31 protein-coding genes are annotated in these 23000 nt (G+C 62.6%); 28 read left to right on the top strand and 3 right to left on the bottom strand.

Annotated features, from left to right (window positions below; genetic code table 11):
- Positions 1-29 precede the first annotated feature (29 nt).
- The 18 genes from ACN5W5_RS20735 to hisF all read left to right on the top strand — a co-directional run bounded on the left by ACN5W5_RS20735 (position 30) and on the right by hisF (position 15041).
- On the top strand, positions 30-1496 hold the full coding sequence (locus ACN5W5_RS20735; RefSeq protein WP_420050336.1) for a glutamate synthase subunit beta: 1467 nt from the start codon (positions 30-32) through the stop codon (positions 1494-1496).
- Positions 1497-1573: 77 nt separating this feature from the next.
- Positions 1574-2389, top strand: a complete 816-nt coding sequence (locus ACN5W5_RS20740; RefSeq protein ID WP_420050337.1) for an ABC transporter ATP-binding protein — start codon at positions 1574-1576, stop codon at positions 2387-2389.
- On the top strand, positions 2386-3165 hold the full coding sequence (gene mlaE / locus ACN5W5_RS20745; protein WP_210826823.1) for a lipid asymmetry maintenance ABC transporter permease subunit MlaE: 780 nt from the start codon (positions 2386-2388) through the stop codon (positions 3163-3165). The genes ACN5W5_RS20740 and mlaE overlap by 4 nt, the downstream gene beginning before the upstream one ends.
- A gap of 18 nt (positions 3166-3183) precedes the next feature.
- A complete protein-coding gene (gene mlaD, locus ACN5W5_RS20750; RefSeq protein ID WP_420050338.1) occupies positions 3184-3663 on the top strand; it encodes an outer membrane lipid asymmetry maintenance protein MlaD in 480 nt (159 codons plus the stop codon).
- 44 nt (positions 3664-3707) lie between these two features.
- Positions 3708-4469, top strand: a complete 762-nt coding sequence (locus ACN5W5_RS20755) for a VacJ family lipoprotein (RefSeq protein WP_420050339.1) — start codon at positions 3708-3710, stop codon at positions 4467-4469.
- 110 nt (positions 4470-4579) lie between these two features.
- A complete protein-coding gene (locus tag ACN5W5_RS20760; RefSeq protein WP_420050411.1) occupies positions 4580-5215 on the top strand; it encodes an MlaC/ttg2D family ABC transporter substrate-binding protein in 636 nt (211 codons plus the stop codon).
- 4 nt (positions 5216-5219) lie between these two features.
- Positions 5220-5516: an STAS domain-containing protein gene (locus ACN5W5_RS20765; protein ID WP_420050340.1), complete on the top strand. Its 297-nt coding sequence runs from the start codon at positions 5220-5222 to the stop codon at positions 5514-5516.
- Positions 5517-5675: 159 nt separating this feature from the next.
- Positions 5676-6695, top strand: a complete 1020-nt coding sequence (locus ACN5W5_RS20770) for an ABC transporter ATP-binding protein (RefSeq protein WP_420050341.1) — start codon at positions 5676-5678, stop codon at positions 6693-6695.
- Positions 6692-7447, top strand: coding sequence for an ABC transporter permease (locus ACN5W5_RS20775; RefSeq protein WP_420050342.1), 756 nt, complete (start codon positions 6692-6694; stop codon positions 7445-7447). Before ACN5W5_RS20770 ends, ACN5W5_RS20775 begins: the two co-directional genes overlap by 4 nt.
- Before the next feature lie 14 nt (positions 7448-7461).
- Positions 7462-7698 (top strand): BolA family protein, encoded by a 237-nt coding sequence (locus tag ACN5W5_RS20780; protein ID WP_420050343.1) that lies wholly within the window; start codon positions 7462-7464, stop codon positions 7696-7698.
- Positions 7699-7828: 130 nt separating this feature from the next.
- Entirely contained in the window at positions 7829-9097 is a 1269-nt protein-coding gene (gene murA, locus ACN5W5_RS20785; RefSeq protein WP_420050344.1) for a UDP-N-acetylglucosamine 1-carboxyvinyltransferase, read from the top strand.
- On the top strand, positions 9094-9747 hold the full coding sequence (gene hisG, locus ACN5W5_RS20790) for an ATP phosphoribosyltransferase (RefSeq protein ID WP_420050345.1): 654 nt from the start codon (positions 9094-9096) through the stop codon (positions 9745-9747). Before murA ends, hisG begins: the two co-directional genes overlap by 4 nt.
- Positions 9744-11087, top strand: coding sequence for a histidinol dehydrogenase (gene hisD, locus ACN5W5_RS20795; RefSeq protein ID WP_420050346.1), 1344 nt, complete (start codon positions 9744-9746; stop codon positions 11085-11087). Before hisG ends, hisD begins: the two co-directional genes overlap by 4 nt.
- The gene (hisC, locus tag ACN5W5_RS20800) at positions 11084-12184 is read left to right on the top strand and encodes a histidinol-phosphate transaminase (RefSeq protein ID WP_420050347.1); all 1101 of its coding nucleotides are present in this window, start codon (positions 11084-11086) and stop codon (positions 12182-12184) included. Before hisD ends, hisC begins: the two co-directional genes overlap by 4 nt.
- A 5-nt stretch (positions 12185-12189) precedes the next feature.
- The gene (hisB, locus tag ACN5W5_RS20805) at positions 12190-12807 is read left to right on the top strand and encodes an imidazoleglycerol-phosphate dehydratase HisB (RefSeq protein WP_420050348.1); all 618 of its coding nucleotides are present in this window, start codon (positions 12190-12192) and stop codon (positions 12805-12807) included.
- A 22-nt stretch (positions 12808-12829) separates the two neighbouring features.
- A complete protein-coding gene (gene hisH, locus ACN5W5_RS20810; RefSeq protein ID WP_420050349.1) occupies positions 12830-13492 on the top strand; it encodes an imidazole glycerol phosphate synthase subunit HisH in 663 nt (220 codons plus the stop codon).
- Positions 13493-13518: 26 nt separating this feature from the next.
- Positions 13519-14259 carry a 1-(5-phosphoribosyl)-5-[(5-phosphoribosylamino)methylideneamino]imidazole-4-carboxamide isomerase gene (hisA, locus tag ACN5W5_RS20815; protein WP_420050350.1) on the top strand — a complete coding sequence of 247 codons (741 nt, stop codon included), beginning with the start codon at positions 13519-13521 and terminating at the stop codon, positions 14257-14259.
- Positions 14260-14261: 2 nt separating this feature from the next.
- Positions 14262-15041 (top strand): imidazole glycerol phosphate synthase subunit HisF, encoded by a 780-nt coding sequence (gene hisF / locus ACN5W5_RS20820; protein WP_420050351.1) that lies wholly within the window; start codon positions 14262-14264, stop codon positions 15039-15041.
- Positions 15042-15052: 11 nt separating this feature from the next.
- On the opposite strand, the gene ACN5W5_RS20825 is transcribed toward hisF, so the two are convergent.
- Positions 15053-15550: a lipopolysaccharide assembly protein LapA domain-containing protein gene (locus ACN5W5_RS20825; RefSeq protein ID WP_420050352.1), complete on the bottom strand. Its 498-nt coding sequence runs from the start codon at positions 15548-15550 to the stop codon at positions 15053-15055.
- 109 nt (positions 15551-15659) lie between these two features.
- On the opposite strand from ACN5W5_RS20825, the gene hisI reads away from it, so the two are divergent.
- From hisI to tatC, 7 genes are all read left to right on the top strand, one after another.
- Positions 15660-16058, top strand: a complete 399-nt coding sequence (gene hisI / locus ACN5W5_RS20830; protein ID WP_177133164.1) for a phosphoribosyl-AMP cyclohydrolase — start codon at positions 15660-15662, stop codon at positions 16056-16058.
- Positions 16059-16063: 5 nt separating this feature from the next.
- Positions 16064-16435 carry a phosphoribosyl-ATP diphosphatase gene (locus tag ACN5W5_RS20835; protein WP_420050353.1) on the top strand — a complete coding sequence of 124 codons (372 nt, stop codon included), beginning with the start codon at positions 16064-16066 and terminating at the stop codon, positions 16433-16435.
- Between the two features lie 10 nt (positions 16436-16445).
- Positions 16446-16835, top strand: coding sequence for a DUF4870 family protein (locus ACN5W5_RS20840; RefSeq protein WP_420050354.1), 390 nt, complete (start codon positions 16446-16448; stop codon positions 16833-16835).
- 12 nt (positions 16836-16847) lie between these two features.
- Positions 16848-17210, top strand: coding sequence for a histidine triad nucleotide-binding protein (locus tag ACN5W5_RS20845; RefSeq protein WP_420050355.1), 363 nt, complete (start codon positions 16848-16850; stop codon positions 17208-17210).
- Between the two features lie 124 nt (positions 17211-17334).
- On the top strand, positions 17335-17577 hold the full coding sequence (gene tatA / locus ACN5W5_RS20850) for a Sec-independent protein translocase subunit TatA (protein WP_420050356.1): 243 nt from the start codon (positions 17335-17337) through the stop codon (positions 17575-17577).
- A gap of 89 nt (positions 17578-17666) precedes the next feature.
- Positions 17667-18161 carry a Sec-independent protein translocase protein TatB gene (gene tatB / locus ACN5W5_RS20855; RefSeq protein WP_420050357.1) on the top strand — a complete coding sequence of 165 codons (495 nt, stop codon included), beginning with the start codon at positions 17667-17669 and terminating at the stop codon, positions 18159-18161.
- Entirely contained in the window at positions 18161-18955 is a 795-nt protein-coding gene (gene tatC, locus ACN5W5_RS20860) for a twin-arginine translocase subunit TatC (RefSeq protein WP_420050358.1), read from the top strand. The genes tatB and tatC overlap by 1 nt, the downstream gene beginning before the upstream one ends.
- 57 nt (positions 18956-19012) lie before the next feature.
- Here tatC and ACN5W5_RS20865 read toward each other — a convergent pair whose 3' ends face one another.
- On the bottom strand, positions 19013-20158 hold the full coding sequence (locus tag ACN5W5_RS20865) for a S1C family serine protease (RefSeq protein ID WP_420050359.1): 1146 nt from the start codon (positions 20156-20158) through the stop codon (positions 19013-19015).
- Between the two features lie 181 nt (positions 20159-20339).
- Between ACN5W5_RS20865 and ACN5W5_RS20870 the strand changes: the two genes are divergently transcribed.
- The 3 genes from ACN5W5_RS20870 to pdxA all read left to right on the top strand — a co-directional run bounded on the left by ACN5W5_RS20870 (position 20340) and on the right by pdxA (position 22467).
- A complete protein-coding gene (locus ACN5W5_RS20870) occupies positions 20340-20489 on the top strand; it encodes a DUF3149 domain-containing protein (RefSeq protein ID WP_420050360.1) in 150 nt (49 codons plus the stop codon).
- A gap of 125 nt (positions 20490-20614) precedes the next feature.
- Positions 20615-21391: a Nif3-like dinuclear metal center hexameric protein gene (locus ACN5W5_RS20875; RefSeq protein WP_420050361.1), complete on the top strand. Its 777-nt coding sequence runs from the start codon at positions 20615-20617 to the stop codon at positions 21389-21391.
- Positions 21392-21405: 14 nt separating this feature from the next.
- Positions 21406-22467, top strand: coding sequence for a 4-hydroxythreonine-4-phosphate dehydrogenase PdxA (pdxA, locus tag ACN5W5_RS20880; protein ID WP_420050362.1), 1062 nt, complete (start codon positions 21406-21408; stop codon positions 22465-22467).
- Positions 22468-22526: 59 nt separating this feature from the next.
- On the opposite strand, the gene mscL is transcribed toward pdxA, so the two are convergent.
- The gene (gene mscL / locus ACN5W5_RS20885; RefSeq protein WP_420050363.1) at positions 22527-22955 is read right to left on the bottom strand and encodes a large conductance mechanosensitive channel protein MscL; all 429 of its coding nucleotides are present in this window, start codon (positions 22953-22955) and stop codon (positions 22527-22529) included.
- Positions 22956-23000: the final 45 nt, after the last annotated feature.

The raw sequence follows: 23000 nt of genomic DNA on the forward strand, positions 1-23000 counted from the left end.
CAGACACACGGATACGAAGGATCAACATCATGGGAAAAGTCACCGGCTTCATGGAATACGAGCGTCTGGAAGAGGGCTACAAGCCCGTGCCCGAGCGCCTGAAGGACTACAAGGAGTTCGTCGTCGGCCTCGATGACAGCCAGGCCAAGGTGCAGGCCGCGCGCTGCATGGACTGCGGCACGCCGTTCTGCAACAGCGGCTGCCCGGTCAACAACATCATTCCGGACTTCAACGATCTGGTTTACCAGGCCGACTGGAAGAACGCGATCACCGTGCTGCACAGCACCAACAACTTCCCCGAGTTCACCGGCCGCATCTGCCCAGCGCCTTGCGAGGCCGCCTGCACGCTCAATGTGAACGGCGAGGCGGTGGGCATCAAGTCCATCGAACACGCGATCATCGACAAGGCCTGGGCCGAAGGCTGGGTGCAGCCGCAGCCGGCCAGGATCAAGACCGGCAAGAAGGTTGCCGTGGTCGGCTCCGGCCCGGCCGGCATGGCCTCAGCCCAGCAGCTTGCGCGTGCGGGTCACGACGTGACCCTGTTCGAGAAGAACGACCGCATCGGTGGCCTGCTGCGTTACGGCATCCCCGACTTCAAGATGGAGAAGACGCACATTGACCGTCGCGTCGAGCAGATGAAGGCCGAAGGTGTGGTGTTCCGTACCGGTGTCATGGTCGGCGAGCTGCCCAAGGACAGCAAGGTCACCAACTGGGCCAAAGAAACCGTCACACCCGAACAGCTGCAGAAAGATTTTGACGCCGTGCTGCTGACCGGTGGCTCCGAGCAGAGCCGCGACCTGCCGGTTCCGGGCCGAGACCTGGACGGCATCCATTTCGCCATGGAGTTCCTGCCGCAGCAGAACAAGGTCAACGCGGGCGACAAGCTCAAGGGCCAGTTGCGCGCCGACGGCAAGCACGTCATCGTGATCGGCGGTGGTGACACCGGCAGCGATTGTGTGGGCACCAGCAACCGCCACGGCGCGGTCAGCGTGACCCAGTTCGAGGTGATGCCCCAGCCGCCCGATGTGGAAAACAAGCCTCTGGTGTGGCCCTACTGGCCGCTCAAGCTGCGCACCAGCTCCAGCCACGAAGAGGGTTGCACCCGCGAGTTCGCCATCTCCACGAAGGCCTTCAAGGGCGAGAAGGGCAAAGTCACTGGCCTGACCACCGTGCACGTCGAAATGAAAGACGGCAAGCTGGTCGAAATCCCTGGCACCGAAAAGGACTACAAGGCCGACATGGTGCTGCTCGCGATGGGCTTCGTGAACCCGGTCGCCAGCATCCTGGATGGTTTCGGGGTCGAGAAAGATGCCCGCGGCAACGCCAAGGCCAGCACCGACTTTACGGGTGGCTACGTCACCAATGTGCCCAAGGTATTTGTAGCCGGCGACATGCGCCGAGGTCAGAGCCTGGTGGTCTGGGCGATCCGCGAAGGCCGTCAGGCCGCACGTTCGGTGGACGAGTTCCTGATGGGATTCTCCGACCTGCCACGTTGATCCCTAGGGTTTCCTCGCTATGAAAAAGGGAGAGATCGACCCGCGTGCGACAATGCGCAGTCATTTTTCCTGGCCCCATGAGCGACTCCACCTTCATTGATATAGATCATGTGACGTTTGGCTACGACAGCCGCCGAATCATCCTGAACGACCTCTCTCTGCGATTTGCGCGCGGAAAAGTCACGGCGGTGCTCGGTGGTTCCGGCTGCGGCAAGACCACCTTGTTGCGCCTGATTGGCGGCGTGCATGCCCCCAACAGCGGGCGCGTGGTGTTTGATGGCGAAGTCGTGGACACGGGTGACAAGCACCAGCTGTTCCGTCTGCGCCGCCGACTGGGCATGTTGTTTCAGTTCGGCGCCTTGTTCACCGACCTCTCGGTGTTTGACAACGTGGCCTTTCCGCTGCGTGAGATGACCGATCTGCCGGAGCCGCTGATCCGCGACATCGTGCTGATGAAGCTGAACGCGGTAGGCCTGCGGGGTGCGGCGGGACTGCGCATCAGCGAGGTGTCGGGCGGCATGGCGCGACGCATTGCTCTTGCGCGGGCCATTGCACTGGACCCCGAGCTCATCATGTACGACGAGCCCTTCGCCGGGCTGGACCTGGTGTCCATGGGCGTTGCGGCCAAACTGATCCGCACGCTCACCGACGTGACGGGCGCGACCACATTGCTGATTTCGCACGACGTGCCCCAGTGCATGGCGATCAGCGACTGGGTGGTGCTCATGGCCACGGGTGGACGCATCGTGGCCCAGGGTACGCCGGCCGAGCTGATGGCCAGCACCGAACCCGAGGTGCGGCAGTTTGTGCGCGGCGAGCCCGATGGCCCGGTCAAGTTCCACTACCCGGCGCCGCCGGTGGCGGTCGATTTCGGTCTGGAGGCTTCGCGATGAACCCGCTTCAGCATGTGGGTCGTCGAGCCCTGGACGTGTTCGCGGCCTGGGGTCACGGCGCCGTTTTCTTCATTGAACTGATCAAAGCCGTGCCCGCTGGACTGGCCCGTTTTGGCCTGGTCGTGACGCAGATCCACGCCATTGGCAACCGTTCGCTGGTCATCATCCTGGCCTCTGGGCTGGCGGTCGGCTTCGTGCTGGCCCTGCAGCTCTACAACACCCTCACCAATTTTGGTGCCGCCGAGTCGCTGGGGCTGGTGGTCAACCTGTCGCTGGTGCGGGAATTGGGCCCCGTGGTCACGGCGCTGCTGTTTGCAGGCCGGGCTGGCACGTCGCTCACCGCGGAAATTGGTCTCATGAAGGCTGGCGAGCAGATCGCCGCCATGGAACTGATGGCGATCGATCCGCGCAAGCGGGTGCTGGCACCGCGCTTCATCGCCGGTGTCATTGCAATGCCCTTGCTGGCGGCATTGTTTTCCGCCATCGGCATTCTGGGTGCCTGGGTTGTCGCCGTTGGTTTGATCGGCATTGATGCGGGCAACTTCTGGTCGATCCAGCAAAACGGTGTGGACGTGTGGCGCGATGTCGGCAATGGCGTGGTCAAGAGTGCGGTGTTTGGCGTCATCTGCACGGCCGTGGCCTTGTACCAAGGCTATGAAACCGAAGCCACGCCCGAGGGCGTTGCCTACGCGACGACACGCACCGTGGTGACGGCTTCGCTGGGCGTGCTGGCGATGGACTTCATCCTCACCGCCCTGATGTTCTCGACCCCTTGATCACTGAGCAGTTTACGTATGAACAAAAGAAGCACTGAAATCCTTGTTGGCCTGTTTGTCGTGCTGGGCGCGCTGGGCCTGCTTTTCCTTGCCCTGAAGGCGGCCAACCTGGGCAGCTTCTCCAACGGAGGGGAGACCTACGTGGTGCAGGCGCGGTTCGACAACATCGGGGGGCTGAAAGCGCGTGCGCCGGTGCGCTCCGCGGGGGTGAATGTCGGCCGGGTCACCAGTGTCGTGCTGGACACGCAGACCTACCAGGGGTTGGCCACCATGGAGATCAACAAGAACGTGGTGTTTCCCAAGGACTCCTCGGCCAAGATCCTCACTTCAGGCCTGTTGGGCGACCAGTACATCGGCATCGAACCCGGCGGCGATACCAACAACCTTGCCAATGGCGACGTGATCACGCAGACCCAATCCGCGGTGGTGCTTGAAAACCTGATCGGACAGTTTCTGTTCGACAAGGCCGCTGATGGTGGTGAGAGCAAGGCGCCCTGAGTGAGAATCCGTTCGGGTGCTGCATCTGAAGGAGGAAACAAAACATGAAAAACAGAACCTCTGAACAACTTCCTGGTGCGCTGCTCCGCTGGGTGTCCGGTGGCATCTTGTGTCTAGTGCTGGCCGGTTGTGCCACGGGGCCGAATGCAAATCCGCGTGATCCTTGGGAGCCGTTCAACCGCCAGGTGACCGAGTTCAACGACGCGGTGGATGGCGCGGTGCTCAAGCCGGTCGCTACCGTTTATCGCGACATCACGCCCGACCCTGTGCGGACCGGCGTGAGCAACTTCTTTGAGAACCTGCGTGACGGCTGGTCGTTCATCAACGCGTCGTTGCAGTTGCGCCCGCGCGAAGCGGTCGAAAACTTCATGCGCTTCAACGTCAATACCTTCTTCGGACTCGCCGGGGTGTTGGATATCGCGTCCGAGATGGGCATCGAGCGCACGCGGCTTGACTTCGGGCAGACGCTGGGCCGCTGGGGCATTCCTTCGGGTCCATACCTGGTGCTGCCGATCTTCGGGCCATCGTCGGTGCGGGATGCGGCGGGTTTCACCATCGAGGCACGTGGGGACTTCGTGCAGGGCCTCTCGGATGTGGCGTTGCGCAATTCGCTGTACGCGCTGCGGGCTGTGGAGACGCGGGCGAACCTGCTGCGTGCCACCACGATGCTCGATGGGGCCGCATTGGACAAATACAGTTTCACCCGCGATGTGTACCTGCAACGCCGTGAGAGTCAGATCGAGGACCTGAAGGACAAGGGCATCGGCTTGCAGAACGGCGACGGACAACACACCGATACCAAATAATTACACGCCGGATACACAAGCGCGGAACCGCTGGCTTAAAGTGCCCTCACATGTGGGGTAACGGTTCTCCAGTCCGGTGGACCACCGCTACAAAGAAGGAATTTCAGATGATGCAACGTCGACAATGGATATACCGTCTGCTCGCAACCAGCGCGCTGCTGGCCAGTCCTCTGGTTGCCACACAGGCTTTTGCCGCCGATGAAGCGCCCGATGTGCTGGTCAAGCGCATTTCCGGCGAGGTCATGGATGCCGTGAAGGCCGATGCCGCGATCCAGAAGGGGGACATCGGTCGTATCGTGACCTTGGTCGACACCAAGATCATGCCGAACGTCAACTTTTCCCGCATGACATCGTCGGCCGTGGGGCGCTATTGGCGCCAGGCCACCCCTGAGCAGCAGAAGCAGCTGCAGGACGAGTTCAAGATTCTGTTGGTGCGTACTTATGCGGGCGCACTGGGTGAAGTCAAAGACCAGACGCTGAGTTTCCGTCCCTTGCGTTCCAGGCCCGAAGATACCGAGGTCGTGGTGCGTTCGGAGGTCCGCGGGCGGGGTGAACCCATCCAGCTGGACTACCGGCTGGAGAAGACACCGCAAGGCTGGAAGATTTACGATCTGAACGTGTTGGGGGTATGGCTCGTCGAGACCTACCGCACCCAGTTCGCGCAGGAAATCGGTGCCAAGGGCATTGATGGCCTGATCGCCACGCTGACCCAGCGCAACAAGGCCAGTGCCCCCAAAGCGGGTTGAACACATGAGCGACGACAGCATGGTGGTGGCTGCTGCGGCCCGGTTGCCGCAGCAGCTGACCCTCAATGAGGCGGTGCAGACCCTGGAGCAGCTCGGCACCGCGCTGGCCAGTCAGACGGCAGCGTCCTTGCAGATCGATGCGAGCGGGCTGGAGGTGTGTGACTCATCGGCCGTTGCGGTTTTGCTGGAACTCCGTCGGCGGCTGCTGGCGCAAGGCAAGACCCTGCAGGTTACTCACATTCCTCAACGTTTGCGCGATCTCGTCGGCCTTTACGGCATGAGCGAGTTGTTGCCAGGCTGAGGTTGCGGGCAGCCGTGCGTGGTTAGCTCCGGGGGGAACCGGCAGGGCTGTTGGCACCGTACCCGCAGAGTCGTTGCGCACAGGCTTAAAATACAAAGCTGTCCCGCCGTGATCAGATGTCCTGGTCAGGGCCGGTGATCTCGTGGTCCCGCACCCGCAATGCCTGCAGTTTCATTTCAGAACGTCTCCAAGATCTATCCTTCTTCCCGCGGCGACCTGCATGCGCTCAAGGCGGTGTCATTCGATATCCAGTCCGGTGAATTTTTCGGATTGCTGGGCCCCAACGGAGCGGGGAAAACCACCCTCATCAGCATCCTCGCCGGGCTGGCCAGCGCCACCGGTGGGCGCGTGCTGGTGAAAGGACACGATGTTCGAACCGACTACCAGGCTGCGCGCCGTGCGCTCGGTGTGGTGCCGCAGGAACTGGTGTTTGATCCCTTTTTCAACGTGCGTGAAGCGCTGCGTTTCCAGTCCGGTTATTTCGGCATCCGCCACAACGACGCCTGGATCGACGAGTTGCTCGCGGGCCTGGGCCTGACCGACAAAGCCGGCGCCAACATGCGCCAGCTTTCTGGTGGCATGAAGCGCCGTGTCCTGGTGGCGCAGGCACTGGTGCACAAGCCGCCGGTGATCGTGCTTGACGAGCCCACCGCAGGCGTGGACGTGGAACTGCGCCAGACCCTGTGGCATTTCATTTCCCAGCTCAACAAACAAGGCAGCACGGTGCTGCTGACCACCCACTACCTGGAAGAAGCCGAAGCGCTGTGCAACCGCATCGCCATGCTCAACCGCGGCGAAGTGGTGGCGCTGGACCGCACCTCCGAACTGCTCAGGCGTGCGGCGTCGAACGTGCTGCGTTTCAAGACGGATGACACGCTGCCCGACGATCTTGCGGCGATGGCCCGGGTCACCGGGCGCGTGGTGCAACTGCCCGCCAACGACGCGCAAGTGGTCGAACGCATTCTGGCCAGCGTGCGCGAAGCCGGTGTGCATGTGGACGACATCGAGATTCGTAAAGCCGATCTGGAGGATGTGTTCATTGAGGTGATCGAAGGCAGCAACTTGGCGCACCGTGCGCAGGAGGGGGTTACGCCGCCGGGCCGTCCCAAGGCGGAAACCGCCCCCATGGGGGGCAGCGAGGACACGCCAGTGCCGAGCGTGGGGGCGAATTCACCATGACCGGCTGGCAAATGCTGTTCTACAAAGAGATCCTGCGCTTCTGGAAGGTGGGTTTCCAGACGGTGGCCGCCCCGGTGATCACCGCCATCCTGTACATGATGATCTTTGGACACGTGCTCGAAGACCGCGTTCAGGTCTACGAGTCGGTCAGCTACACCGCGTTCCTGTTGCCCGGTCTGGTGATGATGAGCGTGCTGCAGAACGCGTTCGCCAACAGCAGCAGCTCGTTGATCCAGAGCAAGGTCATGGGCAATCTGGTGTTTTTGCAGCTCACGCCGCTGTCGCACCGCGCCTGGTTCGTGGCCTATGTGGGCTCGTCCGTGGCGCGCGGCCTGGCCGTGGGCGCGGGAGTGATGCTGGCGACCTGGTGGTTTGCCCGGCCCACCCTCGAGGCGCCGCTGTGGATACTCGTCTTTGCATTCCTGGGGGCTGGCCTGTTGGGCGCGCTGGGGCTGATTGCCGGTCTGTGGGCGGAAAAGTTCGATCAGATGGCCGCGTTCCAGAACTTCATCATCGTGCCCATGACCTTCCTCTCGGGCGTGTTCTACTCCATCCATTCCCTGCCGGATTTCTGGCAAACCGTGAGCCACCTCAACCCGTTTTTCTACATGATCGACGGCTTCCGCTATGGGTTCTTTGGCGTCAGCGACGTCTCGCCCTGGTTGAGTCTGGGTCTGGTCGGGAGTGCGTTTGTTCTGGTCAGTGCCGTGGCGCTGCACCTGCTGCGCATCGGCTACAAAATCCGCCACTGATTCCATCGAACGCCATGACCGCTGACCAACTGCAACAACTGATCGCCGCGGGCATGCCCTGCGAGCACCTTGAAGTCACCGGCGATGGCCGCCACTGGGCGGCCGTGATCGTTTCCCCGGCTTTCGAGGGCCTGCGCGCCATTGCCCGGCACAAGCGGGTGTACGCCACGCTGGGTGAGCGCATCCAGAGCGATGAAGTGCACGCGCTGTCGATGAAGACCTACACCCCCGCCGAATGGGCGGCGAAATGACCCCCCCGGCGCCGCTTCGCGTCACCCCCCAGGGGCGTCACCTGCTGCCCGGCGAAGCCGGTTCTGCGGTGATCTGGACCCGCGCGGTGCAGTGGTGGTTGTCCGGCACTAACTGAAAGACTTCTCTCCCATGGACAAACTGCGCATCACCGGTGGACGCCCCCTCAATGGCGAAGTGACCATATCCGGAGCCAAAAACGCTGCCCTGCCTGAGCTGTGTGCCACCTTGCTCACCGCCGAGCCGGTGACGCTGACCAACGTGCCGCGTCTGCGTGATGTGGCCACCATGCGGCTGCTGCTGGACAACATGGGTGTGCAGTCCGAAACGCACGGCGAGCGCGGTGGCATGAGTTTCCGGGCGCCCGACTCGCTGACACCCGAAGCACCCTACGAGCTGGTCAAGACCATGCGTGCTTCGGTGCTGGTGCTGGGCCCGCTGCTGGCGCGGTTTGGCCACGCCAAGGTGTCGCTGCCGGGTGGCTGCGCCATCGGCTCGCGCCCGGTGGACCAGCACATCAAGGGCATGCAGGCCATGGGCGCCGAGATCCTGGTCGAACACGGCTACATGGTGGCGCAGCTGCCGGCGGGCAAGACGCGCCTGCACGGTGCGCGTATCGCCACCGACATGATCACTGTGACCGGCACCGAAAACTTCCTCATGGCCGCGGCACTGGCGGAGGGCGAAACCCTGCTGGAGAACGCCGCCCAGGAGCCCGAGATCACCGATCTGGCCGAGATGCTGATCGCCATGGGTGCCAAGATTGAAGGCCACGGCACCAGCCGCATCCACATCCAGGGTGTCGACCGTCTGCGCGGCTGCACCCACCAGGTGGTGGCCGACCGCATCGAGGCTGGCACCTTTTTGTGTGCGGTGGCCGCCACGGGCGGTGACGTGATCCTGCGCCACGCGCGGGCCGAACATCTGGACGCGGTGATCGACAAGCTGCACGACGCGGGCGCTGAAATCGAGGCCGGTGACGACTTCATCCGCGTTCGCGCCTCGGGCCGCCTGAAGGCGCAGAGCTTCCGCACCACCGAATACCCGGGTTTCCCGACCGACATGCAGGCCCAGTTCATGGCGCTCAATTGCATTGCCACGGGTTCCAGCAAGGTCACCGAAACCATCTTTGAAAACCGCTTCATGCACGTCAATGAGCTGGTGCGCCTGGGTGCGAAGATCCAGACCGATGGCAAGGTGGCGGTGGTCGAAGGCATTGACAAGCTGTCAGGCGCCATCGTCATGGCGACAGACCTGCGGGCCTCCGCCAGTCTGGTGATTGCCGGTCTGGTGGCCGAGGGCGAGACCATCGTTGACCGCATCTACCACCTGGACCGTGGTTACGACCAGATGGAAGCCAAGCTGCGCGGCATTGGCGCAGACATCGAGCGCATCAAATGATCACACTCGCCCTCTCCAAAGGCCGCATCTTTGACGAAACCTTGCCGCTGCTCGCTGCTGCGGGTATCGAGGTGCTCGAAGACCCGGAAAAGTCGCGCAAGCTGATCCTGCCGACCAACCAGCCCGGCGTGCGCGTGGTGCTGGTGCGGGCCACGGACGTGCCCACCTACGTCGAGTACGGCGGCGCCGATCTGGGCGTGACCGGCAAGGACACACTGATCGAACACGGTGGCCAGGGCCTGTACCAGCCGCTGGATCTGCAGATCGCCAAATGCCGCATGAGCGTGGCAGTGCGCAACGACTTTGACTACGCCTCGGCCATGCGCCAGGGCTCGCGCCTGAAGGTTGCAACCAAATACACCACGATTGCACGAGAGTTCTTCGCCAGCAAGGGCGTTCATGTGGACCTGATCAAGCTATACGGCAGCATGGAACTCGCGCCGCTCACCGGCCTGGCCGATGCCATCGTCGATCTGGTGTCCACCGGCAACACGCTCAAGGCCAACCATCTGGTCGAGGTCGAACGCATCATGGACATCAGCTCGCGCCTGGTGGTCAACCAGGCCGCTCTCAAGCTCAAGCAGGCCGCCATCCGGCCCATCCTCGACGCATTCTCCAACGCCATTCCAAAGAACGCCGTTCTGTCATGAGCCCCACCGCCGCGCCCCTCCGTCTGTCCACCACCTCGGCCGATTTCGAGGCGCAGTTCGCGGCCCGGCTGCATTGGTCGGCGGACACGGACAGCGCCATCGAGCAGCGCGTGGCGGACATCCTGGCCGATGTGCAGCAGCGCGGCGATGCGGCGGTGCTGGCGTACACGGCGCGTTTTGACGGCCTGAGCGTGGACAGCCTGAAGGCACTGGAGCTGACCCAGGCCGAACTGAAAGCCGCGTTTGACAGCCTGCCCGCCGTCCAGCGCGACGCGCTGGAGTCCGCCGCGCGCCGCGTGCGCAGCTACCACGAGGCGCAGAAACGTGCCAGTGGCGAGAGCTGGAGCTACCGCGATGAAGACGGCACCCTGCTGGGTCAGAAGGTCACACCACTGGACCGCGTGGGCATTTATGTGCCCGGTGGCAAGGCGGCTTATCCATCCAGTGTGCTGATGAACGCCATCCCGGCACATGTGGCGGGTGTGGCTGAAATCATCATGGTCGTGCCCACGCCGCGTGGCGAGAAGAACCCTCTGGTGCTCGCAGCGGCCTATGTGGCCGGTGTCACGCGCGCCTTCACCGTCGGCGGCGCGCAAGCCGTGGCCGCGCTGGCCTACGGCACGGCCACCGTGCCCAAAGTCGACAAGATCACCGGCCCGGGCAACGCCTACGTGGCCAGTGCCAAGAAGCGCGTTTTCGGCACCGTGGGCATCGACATGATCGCCGGACCGAGCGAAATCCTGGTGCTGGCCGATGGCAGCACACCGGCCGAGTGGGTTGCGATGGACCTGTTCTCTCAGGCAGAACACGATGAGCTGGCGCAGAGCATCCTGCTCTGTCCGGACGCGGCCTACATCGAAGCCGTGCAGGCCGCCATCGACCGCCTGCTGCCCACCATGCCGCGCGCGGCCATCATCGCCAGGAGCCTGAACGACCGCGGCGCGCTGATCCAGACGCGCAACATGGAAGAGGCCTGCGCCATCAGCAACCGCATCGCGCCGGAGCATTTGGAGGTGTCGAGCAGTGAGCCGCACCGCTGGGAGCCGCTGCTCAAACACGCCGGCGCCATTTTCCTGGGGGCCTACACCAGCGAAAGCCTGGGCGATTACTGCGCCGGTCCCAACCACGTGCTGCCCACCAGCGGCACGGCCCGTTTTTCCTCCCCGCTGGGTGTGTACGACTTCCAGAAACGCAGCAGCCTGATCGAGGTCAGCGCCTCGGGCGCCCAGACTCTGGGCCTTATCGCCGCCGAGCTGGCCTATGGCGAAGGCCTTCAGGCCCACGCTCGTGCTGCGGAGATGCGCCTGAACGAAGTTCCCCCCATGCGAGTCGCGAAATGAACGCCATGAACATCCCGAACCCGCTGCGTTTCATCCGCCAGGACATCCAGTCCATGCACGCCTACGCCATCCAGGAGTCGGCTGGCATGGTCAAGCTGGATGCGATGGAGAACCCATTTTCACTCTCCCCCGAACTGCAGCAGAAACTCGGTGAGCGCTTGGGTGCTGTGGCGATCAACCGCTACCCCGGCGGCCGCATCGACGAGCTGAAGCAGGCGCTGGCGCGCTACGTAGACCTGCCCGAAGGCTGTGCCCTGATGCTGGGCAACGGCTCGGACGAGCTGATTTCTCTGCTGGCCATGGCCTGCGACGTGCCCGGTGCGTCCATCCTGTCGCCCATGCCGGGTTTCGTCATGTACGCCATGGGCGCACAGCTGCAGGGCCTGGCATTCCACGGCGTGCCGCTCACGGCCGACTTCGAGCTCGACGAGGCCGCCATGCTGGCCGCCATGCGCGAGCACCAACCCGCCATCACCTACATTGCCTACCCGAACAACCCCACCGCCAATCTCTGGGACGCAGGAGTCATCCGCCGCCTGATTGCCGAGGCCGCCACGTTCGGTGGTCTGGTGGTGATGGACGAGGCCTACCAGCCCTTCTCCAGCCGCAGCTGGCTCGACGAGATCCGCGCCAACCCGGTGGCGAACGCCAACGTGCTGCTCATGCGCACGCTCTCCAAGTTCGGTCTCGCCGGTGTGCGCCTGGGCTACATGCTCGGGCCCCAGACGCTGATGCACGAGGTGGACAAGCTGCGCCCGCCCTACAACGTGAGTGTGCTCAACGCCGAATGCGCGCTGTTTGCGCTGGAGCACGCCGATGTGTTCGCCCAGCAAGCCGCGCAGATCCGCGAGCAGCGGGCGGTGCTGCTCGATGCGCTGACCCGGATGCCGGGCGTGACGCCGTTCCCAAGCGACGCCAACATGGTGCTGGCGCGTGTGCCCGATGCACAACGCTGCTTCGACGGGTTGAAGGCGCGCGGCATTCTGGTCAAGAATGTTTCTAAAATGCACCCATCGCTGGCCAACTGCCTGCGTCTCACGGTGGGGACACCCGCCGAGACCGCGTTGCTGATCAGCGCCCTGCAACAAACCCTATGACCGTCATGTCCTCCGTTTCCCCTGCCGCTGCCGCCGACCGCGTGGCCGAGGTCCAGCGCAACACCGCGGAAACGCAGATCAGCGTGTGCATCAACCTCGACGGTTCGGGTGCGGCGAAGCTGTCCACCGGCATCGGGTTCTTCGATCACATGCTCGACCAGATCGCCCGCCACGGGTTGATCGATCTGGACATCCAGGCCCAGGGCGACCTGCACATCGACGGCCACCACACGGTGGAAGACGTGGGCATCACGCTCGGCCAGGCCTTTGCCAAGGCCGTGGGCGACAAAAAGGGCATCCGCCGCTACGGCCACGCCTATGTGCCGCTCGACGAGGCGCTGTCGCGCGTGGTGGTCGATTTCTCGGGCCGTCCTGGCCTGCACATGCGCGTGCCGTTCAAGAGCGGCATGGTCGGCGGCTTCGACACGCAGCTCGCCTTCGAGTTTTTTCAGGGTTTCGTCAACCACGCCGGCGTGACACTGCACATCGACAACCTGCACGGCGAAAACGCCCACCACCAGGCCGAGACCGTGTTCAAGGCGTTTGCCCGCGCGCTGCGCATGGCGCTGGAGCGCGACGCGCGCCTGGGTGACGTGATTCCCTCGACCAAAGGCTCGCTCTGAGTTTTTCTGCTCCCTCGCTCCGATGAAATCCAAGACAGTCGCCGTGGTGGACTACGGCAGCGGTAATCTGCGCTCTGTGTCGCAGGCCGTGGTGCATGTGGCCGCGGGCAGCGGTCTGGAAGTGCTCGTCACGTCCGATCCCCAGGCGGTCTTCGACGCCGAACGCGTGGTGCTGCCCGGGCAGGGCCACATGGCCGACTGCATGAACGAACTGGCGGCTTCCGGTCTGAAAGAGGCCGTGTTGCACGCAGCAGCGAACAAACCGCTCTTTGGTGTCTGCGTGGGCATGCAGATGTTGCTCGACCGCAGCGAAGAAGGCCCGACCGATGGCCTGGGTCTGATTCCGGGCGAGGTCGTGCGCTTCCGTCTTGAAGGCCGCCTGCAGGCCGACGGCAGCCGGTTCAAGGTGCCGCAGATGGGCTGGAACCAGGTGTTCCACAATCTGGGCCGCGGAGCGGCACATCCGCTGTGGGCTGGCATCGATGACGGCGCCTATTTTTATTTTGTGCACAGCTATTACGCGCACCCGGCCAGTCTGCGGCATTGCGTGGGCGAGGCCGACTACGGCGGGCGGTTCGCTGCGGCGATCGCCCGTGACAATATTTTTGCGACCCAGTTTCACCCCGAAAAGAGCGCCGATCAGGGGCTGGCGCTCTACCGCAACTTCCTCCACTGGAATCCCTGAGTCCTTCCGCTTGTATTGACACCATCATGTTGCTGATTCCCGCCATTGATCTCAAAGACGGCCAGTGCGTTCGCCTCAAGCAGGGCGACATGGACCAGACCACCGTGTTCGGCGAAGACCCGGCCGCCGTGGCGCGGGGCTGGGTCGACAAGGGCGCACGCCGCGTGCACCTGGTAGACCTCAACGGTGCCTTTGCCGGCAAGCCGAAAAACGAGCAAGCCATTCGCGCCATCCTCAAGAACATCGGCTCTGAGGTGGACGTGCAATTGGGCGGCGGTATCCGCGATCTCGACACCATCGAGCGCTACCTTGACGCTGGTCTGCGCTACGTGATCATCGGCACCGCTGCGGTGAAGAACCCGGGGTTCCTGCAGGACGCCTGCACCGCCTTCGGCGGCCACATCATCGTGGGCCTGGACGCCAAGGACGGCAAGGTCGCCACCGATGGCTGGAGCAAGCTCACCGGCCACGAAGTGGTGGACCTGGGCAAGAAGTTCGAAGACTACGGTGTCGAATCCATCATCTACACCGACATCGGCCGCGACGGCATGCTTTCTGGCATCAACATCGAAGCCACCGTCAAGCTGGCGCAGGCGCTGTCCATCCCCGTGATCGCTTCGGGTGGTCTGTCCAACCTGGAAGACATCCGAAAACTCTGCGATGTCGAGGACGAGGGCGTCGAGGGCGTGATCTGTGGCCGCTCCATTTACAGCGGTGACCTCGATTTCGAAGCCGCGCAGAATCTTGCTGACGAGTTGAACGGCTGAGCATGCTCGCCAAACGCATCATTCCCTGCCTGGACGTGACCGGTGGCCGCGTGGTCAAGGGCGTCAACTTCGTCGAGCTGCGTGATGCCGGTGATCCGGTGGAGATCGCGGCACGCTACAACGAGCAGGGCGCCGACGAACTCACGTTTCTCGACATCACCGCCACCAGCGATGGGCGCGACCTGATCCTGCACATCATCGAGGCGGTGGCCTCGCAGGTGTTTATCCCGCTGACCGTTGGTGGCGGTGTGCGCACGGTGGAAGACGTGCGCCGCCTGCTCAACGCGGGCGCGGACAAGACCAGCTTCAACTCGGCAGCGATTGCCAACCCGCAGGTGATCCGCGACGCGTCAGACAAATACGGTGCGCAATGCATCGTGGTCGCCATCGATGCCAAGCGCCGCCACGGCGACGATCTGGCTGCTCGCGGAGCGGGGTGGGATGTCTACAGCCACGGAGGACGCAAGAACACCGGGCTGGACGCCATCGCCTGGGCGAAGCAGATGGCCGATTTCGGTGCTGGTGAAATCCTGCTCACCAGCATGGACCGCGACGGGACCAAATCAGGGTTTGACCTGGCACTCACCCGGGCCGTGGCCGATGCGGTGGATGTGCCGGTGATCGCCTCGGGCGGCGTGGGCAACCTCGACCACCTGGCCGATGGCGTGCAGCAGGGCGGGGCGGATGCCGTCCTGGCCGCCAGCATCTTCCACTATGGTGAATACACCGTGGCCCAGGCCAAAGCGCGTATGGCCGAGCGCGGCATACCGGTGCGGATCTGACCGCAAGCGATTCAGGTGTTGTGCGGAGGGGTGTTCTGCCACTGCCGCTCCATCCGGTCTTCCAGTTCACCGATGCTCGCCTCCAGACCGTTGCCGGATTGTTCGATGACCCGGGTCAGCGCAGCCTGTGATTGCTCCATCTTCTGCTGCACTTTTTCCGACAGTTCCAGTTCGCGCGCGGCCGCGGCCTGCATCTCGGTTTGCAGGTACTGGCGCAGTTCGGTGAAACGGGACGCTTCGGCCTTGTCGGCGAGATGGCGCTGTTCGGTTGCCTCTCGCGTGATGCGTCGCACTTCCATGAGATGGACCGTCTGGTAATAAACCAGCGCGAGCAGAAAAACCACCAACACCAAGGTCAGCATGCCCAGCAGCACCAGTCCCAGTGGGGCCTGTACCTGGGTGAATCCGAAGTTGAGCGCCGTGGGTTGCAGAACCTGTTCGACATTGAGGGCCACGAAGCCGGCGATCAGCAGAATGAACAGGATGAGGATGAGCGTTCGGATCTTCATATCGGGAGCCTGTTGGTGAACCCGTTCCCGGAGTGGAGCAGGTGTTGATAAAAAATCCATCCTACCGTCATTCGGCCTGCGCCTCTGTCGGGTGCCGCACACATGGTAGATTCCCGCTATGAAATGGTTGGACGAAGTGAAATGGGACGCCCAGGGGCTGGTCCCGGTGATCGCGCAGGAAGCGACCAGTGGCGATGTGCTGATGTTCGCCTGGATGAACCGCGAAGCGTTGCAGAAAACGGCCGAACTCGGCCGCGCGGTGTATTTCAGCCGCTCACGCAACAAGCTCTGGTTCAAGGGCGAAGAGTCGGGCCATGTGCAGACGGTGCACGACATCCGCCTCGACTGCGACAACGACGTGGTGCTGCTCAAGGTCACTCAACTCGGCCATGAACCGGGCATCGCCTGCCACACCGGGCGCCACAGCTGCTTCTACCAACGCCATGAAAACGGGCAATGGCACGCGGTCGACCCGGTGCTCAAAGATCCCGAATCCATTTACAAATGATCCCCATGTCTTCCACCGATGCCTTGGCGCGCCTGGCCGCCGTGATTGAAAGCCGAAAACCAGCGAATGGTGGTGATCCCGAAAAGAGCTACGTCGCGCGCCTGCTGCACAAAGGTCCTGACGCCTTCCTGAAGAAGATCGGCGAAGAGGCCACCGAAACCGTGATGGCCGCCAAGGACTGCGACCACGGTGGTGACGGCCAGAAGCTGGTCAATGAAGTGGCCGATCTCTGGTTTCACTGCATGATCGCGCTCGCGCACTATGGCAAGACGCCCGCTGACGTGGTGGACGAGCTCTCGCGGCGCGAGGGCCTGAGTGGCCTGGAAGAAAAAGCGCTGCGCAAGGCGGTGGCGCGCGAAGCCGAGTCCAAATCCTGAAAGGTCCAACATGGGCGACATCATCGACGTCAAAACCGTCGACAGCAAGAAAGCCGAGTCGCTCAAGACGATCGGCTGGGTCAGCTACCTGCTGCATCTGATCGTGGCTGTGGCCGCAGTCATTCCTGGAGCGCAAGTGGGCGCTGGACTGCTGATCGTTGCGTTGATCATCGACCTGGTGAAGAGGTCCGACGCCGAAGGCACCTGGCAGGCCAGCCATTTTTCATGGCGCATCCGCACCGTGATCTGGGCTGGCGTGCTCTACGTGGTGACTTTCCCGCTGTTTCTGTTGTTGTACCTGCCTGGTGCGATCGCCTGGGCCATCATTTCCATCTGGTTCCTCTACCGCATCGTCAAGGGCATGGTGCGCATGAACGCCAGCCAATCCCTGCCCGACTGACCATTCCTGCCCATGAGCACGCACGACCCGGACTGCATTTTCTGCAAGATCATCGCTGGCCAGATCCCCTCGAAGAGGGTGTACGAAGACGAGGACTTGCTCGTTTTCCATGACATCCATCCGTGGGCGCCGGTTCATTTTCTGATGGTGCCCAAAACGCACATCGCTTCGATGGCTCAGCTCACACCCGAGCACGAGCGTCTGATGGGGCGCATGATGGTGCTTGCACCGAAACTCGCTCTGGAGCAAGGGTGCAATCCGTATCCCGATGGCGGATTCCGCATGGTGTGCAACACCGGCACCGAAGGTGGACAGGAAGTGCGGCATCTGCATGTGCACATCATGGGCGGACCACGTCCCTGGTTGCGGGGCTGACAACGGCCGGGGGGGTATTTGGCGGAGGCGCGGGAATTCCCTTTGAGGGACTTCTGAACTCTGACCCGGGCTTAGAATCCCACCCACAGCGTCCAACGCTCTATTTCAATATCTGGAGAAAATTATGGGTTCCTTCTCGATTTGGCACTGGCTGATCGTGCTGCTGATCGTCGTGATGGTGTTCGGGACAAAAAAGCTCAAGAACATCGGCTCCGACTTGGGTGGTGCCGTCAAGGGATTTAAAGACGGCATAAAGGAGGGCGGCCAGAGCGCGAACGACGCCGCCTCGACGCCTCCCGGCCAAGTGACGCAAGACACTCGGACCGACAAGAACACCATCGACGTCGAAGCCAAGCAAAAAAGCTGAAGTTGTGACACCCGCGGTTGTTCTCTGAACCGCTGTGACCTTGGCGCGGGGCATACCCGCGCCAGCCTTGATTTCCGGATGACCGATACATGATTGATCTGGGCATTTCCAAGCTCGCCCTCATCGGGGCGGTGGCGCTGATCGTCATCGGTCCTGAGAAGTTGCCCCGCGTGGCGCGCACCGTGGGCGCCCTGCTGGGCAAGGCCCAGCGTTACGTTTCGGACGTCAAGGCGGAGGTGAGCCGCTCGATGGAGCTTGAAGAGCTCAAGAAAATGAAGGAGTCGGTCGAGAGCGCGGCCCGCGATGTCGAATCGTCGGTGCAGACGGGTGCCGGTGATTTCGAAAAATCGTGGTCCGAAGCCACCGCCGGCCTGGACGGCAGTACGGCCTCTTACGACGATGCGCTGGGCTCCATCGGCTCCGACCTGCACCCGGTCTACAAGCACCCCAAGAAGAACTGGCGCATCAAGCAGAAGGCCATGCCCCAGTGGTACAAGGCCCGCACGGGCATCCGTACCCGCACCCAGTCGGGTGCCGCGCGCGTGGCGCGCTTCCGTCCTCGCTCCACTACCGCTCCCCGTTGATGTCCGACCCCAAAGATTCCACCGACGAACTCGCCGGTTCCGAGCAGCCTTTTGTCCAGCATCTGATGGAGCTGCGTGATCGGCTGCTCTACGGCATTGTGGGATTGGCCATCTGCATGGCGCTGCTGGCCTTCTGGCCGGGCCCCAGTGGGCTGATCGACCTGATCGCGACGCCGATCAGGGCCCACATGCCCCCGGGTGCCAAGCTGATCGCGGTGGGCGTGTTTTCCCCGTTTTTCGTGCCCATCAAGGTGCTGGCCATGGCGGCCCTGCTGCTGTCGTTGCCGTGGTGGATGTACCAGATCTGGGCCTTTGTGGCTCCGGGCCTTTACAGCCATGAAAAGCGCTTTGCCATCCCACTGATCGTGCTGGGCAGCCTGCTGGCCTACGTGGGCATTGCCTTTGTGCAGTTGTTCGTGCTTGACAAAATGTTTGGCTTCATCCAGCAGTTCACCCCCGCCAGCGTCGCGGCCACGCCCGACATTGCGTCGTACGTGGAAGCCATTCTGTCGCTTTACCTGGCCTTCGGTCTGGCGTTCCAGGTACCTATCGTGGTGGTGTTGCTGGTGAAGACAAACATGGTGACGGTGCAGAAGCTCAAGGCGTTCCGCGGCTATTTCATCGTCGTCGCATTTGTCATCGCCGCTGTGGTGACGCCGCCCGATGTCATTTCACAGCTCGCTCTGGCGGTGCCCATGTGCCTGCTGTATGAAGTGGGCATCTGGGGCGCGCAGTGGTTCATCAAGAACACCGCTGCGCCTGAAACGCCAGCTGAAGATGCACCGGCCAAGTGATTTGATTTTCTGCTTGGTGGCCCAGTCTGATCAGTGAGGCCAGTGCCAAGCTGGAATTCACTCAACCTGTCGGGGTGGCGGGGTGCGCTTTCCAGGGGTGATGTCAATGCTGCTTTTTCCGTCTTTGCGCACGACATCCAGCGTGGCCGGCGTGCCCGGCTGAAGCGAGGCGACGGCAGACAGCAATTGCGCCACATTGGTGACACTGCGACCCGCGACGCCCACGATCACGTCCCCAGGCCGGATGCCAGCCTGTGCAGCCGGCCCATTCTGCAACACGCCGGTGATGATGACGCCCGTGCCTGATGCCAAGCCAAAGCTCTCGGCCAGTTCCGGCGTCAGGTCCTGCGGCTCCACGCCGATCCAGCCGCGAGTGACCTGACCATCGCGCACGATGGCGTCCAGCACGCTGCGCGCGGTCGACGTCGGGATGGCAAAACCGATGCCCATGGAGCCACCTGAGCGCGAGTAGATGGCGGTGTTGATCCCCATCAGGTGGCCATTGGTGTCCACCAGCGCACCGCCCGAGTTGCCCGGGTTGATGGCCGCATCGGTCTGGATGAAGTTCTCAAAGGTGTTGATGCCGAGCTGTGTGCGTCCCAGCGCGCTGACGATGCCGCTGGTCACGGTTTGGCCCACACCGAAAGGGTTGCCGATGGCCAGCACCTGATCCCCAATGGCAAGGGCGTCGGAATCGCCCAGCGTGATCACTGGCAGATCCTTAAGGTCGACCTTCAGAATCGCCAGATCGGTTTCGGGATCTGTGCCGATTACTTGAGCTGCACTTTTGCGACCATCGTTGAGGATGACCTCGATCTGGTCGGCTTCTTCGATCACGTGATTGTTCGTCAGGATGTAGCCTGCGGGGCTGACAATCACTCCGGAACCCAGACCCGCCTGGGGCTGAGCTTTCCCCTGTTCGCCGAAAAAGAAGCGGAACCAAGGGTCTGCATTCTGGCTCCCGGCTTCCGCGGCTTTGCTGGTGTTGATGCTGACCACCGCAGGTGAGGCCGCGCGTGCGGCAGCGCTGAAACTGTTGGTCGCTGGGAGGGCATTTCTCGGTGCGGGGGCTTCCAGCACAGGGACCACCGAGGTGAAGGTGGGTTTGCGGTTCAGCCACTCGGGCTTCAGCGTGGCGACTACAAAAAAGGCCGCCAGCAACACGGTCACGGATTGGGCAAAAACCAGCCAGAGTCGTTTCATTTCGGATCAGGGAGTTCAGGTCTAGGGTTGCGGCCACTGGGGAGCGGATGAGGCCGCTTGACCTCATTGTGCTGCATATGGCATCTTGTGTTCAGAGTTCAACCCGCTTGATGCACGTCAATGCGGGTGATGCCCACACCGGTTGCAATGGCGGTCTATCAAGCAAGGAATGGAATACCCAATGAAAGCCATGACGGATCTTTTTTCAACCGATTACGGCCTGTTCAGCATTGCCGGCATCCTTTTCATGATCGGTATGGCGATCTGGTTTTACCGCTTTTTCATGCGAAAGATGGCTGAATCCGAGCGCGCCCAAGGCGCTCAGCGCTGAGTTTTGCGCTCTGGAGTGGGCCCGCATCAGGGTGCCGCTTGACACAGGGGCTGTCAGAATAAGGCCAGTACTTGGCAGGCGTATCGTGCGTTTGTCAGACAGGTACCTTTGTTGGCTCCTTGCTCATGAACTCCCCAGAATCTCACGTCACTCGCACGACCCTGCTGTCATCCTTTGACGAGTTGTTGCAGCCCGCATTGTTTCGCGACCATGGTCCCAATGGACTGCAGGTGGAGGGGCGGGACGAAGTGAGGAAGCTGGTTTCCGGTGTCACCGCGAGCTTGGCTTTGATCGATGCCGCCATCGCGGAGAACGCCGATGCCATCCTGGTCCACCATGGTCTTTTCTGGCGAGGGCAGGATGGGCGGGTCACCGGATGGATGAAGCAACGCCTGGCGCGCTTGCTGGCGCACGACATCAACTTGTTTGCCTACCATCTGCCGCTTGATGCCCACCCCGCGCTGGGCAACAACGCGCAGTTGGCCCGACACTTGGGCATTGAACTGCATGCGGGCCCCGAGAGCCGGTTCGGTGAGCAGTCTCTGGGCTTTCTGGGGCGGCACTCCATGGCTTCTGCGTCCGCGCTGGCTGAGCATGTCGCCCAGGCGCTGGGTCGGCCGGTGACCATGGTGGCCGAGCCGGACCGGCCCATTGAACGAATCGCCCTGTGCACTGGCGGTGCTCAAGGGTATTTCGAATCAGCCATCGCGGCAGGCGCCGACGTCTTCATTACCGGCGAAATCTCAGAACCACAAGCCCACTATGCCCGGGAATGCGGCGTGGCTTATATCGCCTGCGGGCACCATGCCTCCGAACGTTACGGCGCACCGGCAGTGGCAGGCCATGTGGCCGCAGAGCTGGGTCTGCAACACGTCTTTATCGACATTCCCAATCCAGCCTGAGCCATGGTGGCGGTATGAATGCATCGGAGCAAGTGTCAACCACGCCGCACATTCCTGTGCTGGTGACCATGGGCGATCCGGCGGGCGTTGGCCCCGAGATCATTGCAAGAGCTTTGCGCGAGCGGCCAGAGCTGCAGCGTCAACTGGTGGTGGTGGGCGACATGGCGACGCTGGAACGCGCGGCGCTGGCAACCGATGCGAATGATGATCGTGCGACGCTGGGTTTTGTCCAAATTCCCGACCTCTCGCACTGGGGTGAAATGACTGAGAATCATGTGTCTGTCATTCAGGCCTGCGAGTTGAAGCAGCCCGTAGCCTGGGGGCGGATAGACGCACTGGCGGGCAGGGCAGCGGCTGATTGCATCCGGTTTGCTGCCGAAGCGGCGCTCAAGGGAGAGGCCAGGGCGGTGGTGACCGCGCCCATCCACAAGGAGGCGCTGGCCGCGGCTGGGGTCTCGCACCCGGGCCACACAGAGTTCCTTCAGGCGCAGGCTGCCGCGCACCAGGGGGTGTCCGTTGACGCCTTGCCAGTGCGCATGATGCTGAGTTGCCCCGGGCTGAGCACGGTGCTCGTGAGCATTCATGTTTCTCTGCGGCAGGCGCTGGAGGCGGTGACGGTTGAGCGCATCTTGCAGACGCTGAGAATCACGAGTGCGCATTTCCACCGGTGTGGCCTGCCACTCGCGCGCATCGCTGTGGCGGGGCTCAATCCGCACGCGGGTGAAGGCGGACTGTTTGGGCGGGAAGAGCTGGACATCATCTCGCCGGCCGTGCAACAAGCGGTGCAAGAAGGAATGCAGGCCAGCGGGCCGCACGCACCCGACACGGTGTTTATGCGGGCTCGTCAAGGCGATTTTGATGTGGTGGTGGCCATGTACCACGACCAGGGACTCATTCCGGTGAAGTTGCTGGGGCTGGAGCACGGGGTGAACACCACTTTGGGTCTGCCGTTTGTGCGCACCAGTCCCGACCACGGCACGGCCTTCGATCTGGCCGGAACCGGGCGTGCAAGTGCCGCCAGCCTGTTGGCAGCGATCGACGCCGCGCTGCAGATGACTGCGTCAAGTTCCACATGAAAAAAGGAGAGAAGCCGCGCCAACGCGGCTTCTCTCCTTTTGCGCTTACCCGCGGCCGTTTACTTGCGCAGGCTGTCGCGGATCTCGCGCAGCAACACCACATCTTCAGGGGTGGGTGCAGGTGCTGCTGGAGCAGTTGGTTCGTTGCGCTTCAAGCGGTTGATCTGTTTGACCATCATGAAAATGATGAACGCAAGAATCAAGAAGTTGATGGCGACGGTGATGAAGTTGCCGTAGGCCAGGGTAGGCACGCCCGCCTCCTTGAGCGCAGCCAGCGTGGGTGCTGTGCCTTCAGGGACAGTGCCCAGGGCGACGTAGAGGTTGGTGAAATCCAGTTTGCCGAAGATGGATCCCACGATGGGCATGATCACGTCCTCCACCAGAGAGCCGACGATCTTGCCAAACGCGCTACCAATGATCACGCCGACCGCCAAGTCGATCACGTTGCCTTTGACGGCAAATTCCCTGAATTCCTGCATCATGCCCATGCCGCTACCTCTGAAGATGGTTGAACAACTGCCTGGCCGCTTCCT

It is taken from the genome of Hydrogenophaga sp. ZJX-1 (assembly GCF_048590325.1).
Classification (GTDB): Bacteria; Pseudomonadota; Gammaproteobacteria; order Burkholderiales; family Burkholderiaceae_C; genus Hydrogenophaga.

Bases quoted from the DNA above. Each gene is read 5' to 3' on its own strand.
- hisF (WP_420050351.1), top strand. From the start codon at position 14,262: ATGCTCGCCAAACGCATCATTCCCTGCCTGGACGTGACCGGTGGCCGC.
- ACN5W5_RS20765 (WP_420050340.1), top strand. From the start codon at position 5,220: ATGAGCGACGACAGCATGGTGGTGGCTGCTGCGGCCCGGTTGCCGCAG.
- ACN5W5_RS20735 (WP_420050336.1), top strand. From the start codon at position 30: ATGGGAAAAGTCACCGGCTTCATGGAATACGAGCGTCTGGAAGAGGGC.
- ACN5W5_RS20780 (WP_420050343.1), top strand. From the start codon at position 7,462: ATGACCGCTGACCAACTGCAACAACTGATCGCCGCGGGCATGCCCTGC.
- ACN5W5_RS20870 (WP_420050360.1), top strand. From the start codon at position 20,340: ATGAAAGCCATGACGGATCTTTTTTCAACCGATTACGGCCTGTTCAGC.
- tatA (WP_420050356.1), top strand. From the start codon at position 17,335: ATGGGTTCCTTCTCGATTTGGCACTGGCTGATCGTGCTGCTGATCGTC.
- tatC (WP_420050358.1), top strand. From the start codon at position 18,161: ATGTCCGACCCCAAAGATTCCACCGACGAACTCGCCGGTTCCGAGCAG.
- hisB (WP_420050348.1), top strand. From the start codon at position 12,190: ATGTCCTCCGTTTCCCCTGCCGCTGCCGCCGACCGCGTGGCCGAGGTC.
- mlaD (WP_420050338.1), top strand. From the start codon at position 3,184: ATGAACAAAAGAAGCACTGAAATCCTTGTTGGCCTGTTTGTCGTGCTG.
- mlaE (WP_210826823.1), top strand. From the start codon at position 2,386: ATGAACCCGCTTCAGCATGTGGGTCGTCGAGCCCTGGACGTGTTCGCG.
- hisG (WP_420050345.1), top strand. From the start codon at position 9,094: ATGATCACACTCGCCCTCTCCAAAGGCCGCATCTTTGACGAAACCTTG.
- ACN5W5_RS20845 (WP_420050355.1), top strand. From the start codon at position 16,848: ATGAGCACGCACGACCCGGACTGCATTTTCTGCAAGATCATCGCTGGC.
- ACN5W5_RS20740 (WP_420050337.1), top strand. From the start codon at position 1,574: ATGAGCGACTCCACCTTCATTGATATAGATCATGTGACGTTTGGCTAC.
- ACN5W5_RS20825 (WP_420050352.1), bottom strand. From the start codon at position 15,550: ATGAAGATCCGAACGCTCATCCTCATCCTGTTCATTCTGCTGATCGCC.
- ACN5W5_RS20840 (WP_420050354.1), top strand. From the start codon at position 16,446: ATGGGCGACATCATCGACGTCAAAACCGTCGACAGCAAGAAAGCCGAG.
- ACN5W5_RS20835 (WP_420050353.1), top strand. From the start codon at position 16,064: ATGTCTTCCACCGATGCCTTGGCGCGCCTGGCCGCCGTGATTGAAAGC.
- ACN5W5_RS20775 (WP_420050342.1), top strand. From the start codon at position 6,692: ATGACCGGCTGGCAAATGCTGTTCTACAAAGAGATCCTGCGCTTCTGG.
- ACN5W5_RS20770 (WP_420050341.1), top strand. From the start codon at position 5,676: ATGCCTGCAGTTTCATTTCAGAACGTCTCCAAGATCTATCCTTCTTCC.
- murA (WP_420050344.1), top strand. From the start codon at position 7,829: ATGGACAAACTGCGCATCACCGGTGGACGCCCCCTCAATGGCGAAGTG.
- pdxA (WP_420050362.1), top strand. From the start codon at position 21,406: ATGAATGCATCGGAGCAAGTGTCAACCACGCCGCACATTCCTGTGCTG.
- ACN5W5_RS20760 (WP_420050411.1), top strand. From the start codon at position 4,580: ATGCAACGTCGACAATGGATATACCGTCTGCTCGCAACCAGCGCGCTG.
- ACN5W5_RS20875 (WP_420050361.1), top strand. From the start codon at position 20,615: ATGAACTCCCCAGAATCTCACGTCACTCGCACGACCCTGCTGTCATCC.
- ACN5W5_RS20865 (WP_420050359.1), bottom strand. From the start codon at position 20,158: ATGAAACGACTCTGGCTGGTTTTTGCCCAATCCGTGACCGTGTTGCTG.
- hisA (WP_420050350.1), top strand. From the start codon at position 13,519: ATGTTGCTGATTCCCGCCATTGATCTCAAAGACGGCCAGTGCGTTCGC.
- hisC (WP_420050347.1), top strand. From the start codon at position 11,084: ATGAACGCCATGAACATCCCGAACCCGCTGCGTTTCATCCGCCAGGAC.
- tatB (WP_420050357.1), top strand. From the start codon at position 17,667: ATGATTGATCTGGGCATTTCCAAGCTCGCCCTCATCGGGGCGGTGGCG.
- ACN5W5_RS20755 (WP_420050339.1), top strand. From the start codon at position 3,708: ATGAAAAACAGAACCTCTGAACAACTTCCTGGTGCGCTGCTCCGCTGG.
- hisH (WP_420050349.1), top strand. From the start codon at position 12,830: ATGAAATCCAAGACAGTCGCCGTGGTGGACTACGGCAGCGGTAATCTG.
- hisD (WP_420050346.1), top strand. From the start codon at position 9,744: ATGAGCCCCACCGCCGCGCCCCTCCGTCTGTCCACCACCTCGGCCGAT.
- mscL (WP_420050363.1), bottom strand. From the start codon at position 22,955: ATGGGCATGATGCAGGAATTCAGGGAATTTGCCGTCAAAGGCAACGTG.